This window comes from Mesorhizobium salmacidum (SeqCode) (assembly GCF_037179605.1).
GTDB lineage: Bacteria > Pseudomonadota > Alphaproteobacteria > Rhizobiales > Rhizobiaceae > Mesorhizobium > Mesorhizobium salmacidum.
In genome coordinates this window covers 1-515 of record NZ_JAPYKS010000093.1, presented here as the reverse complement: position 1 = coordinate 515, position 515 = coordinate 1, and the positions used below count along the sequence as shown (strand labels likewise).

The window sequence follows — 515 nt, the reverse complement described above, 5'->3', positions numbered from 1 at the left end:
AGCCGTAGTTGGCGACAGCCAGGTCGGCGCCGCCGATGCCGTCCAGGTCGCCGATGGCGACGCTCCACGGCCGCGATCCTGTCGCAAAATCTACTGCCGCCGCGAAGGTGCCGTCGCCATTCCCGAGCAGCACCGAGATACCATTGGGATTAATTGCTGCCAGATCGAGATTGCCGTCGCCGTTGAGGTCAGCCGTCTGGATGCCAGACGCAGTTGTTCCGACCGCGAAATTCGTTGCGGGGCCGAAGCCGCCAAGGCCGTCGCCGAGGAGCACCGCCACACCGTTCGAGCTTTGGTTGCCGGTGGCTAGATCGAGCTTGCCATCGCCGTTGAAGTCGCCGACCGCAATGCCTCCTCCTCCGGCGAAATTGGTTGCAGCTCCGAAGGTGCCGTCGCCGTTACCGAGCAGCACGGACATATCGGCGGAGTCCGTATTCGACACCGCGAGATCCAGCTTGCCGTCGCCGTTCAGGTCCGCGAGGACGGTTGAGTAATGCGCCCCGCCTGCTACGGTG

The 515-nt window shown here is 64.3% G+C and carries 1 protein-coding gene; it reads right to left on the bottom strand.

Annotation, left to right across the window (positions count from 1 at the left end):
- On the bottom strand, positions 1 to 515 hold a 515-nt coding region (locus O7A60_RS31780), incomplete at both ends, for an FG-GAP repeat domain-containing protein (protein WP_337109592.1).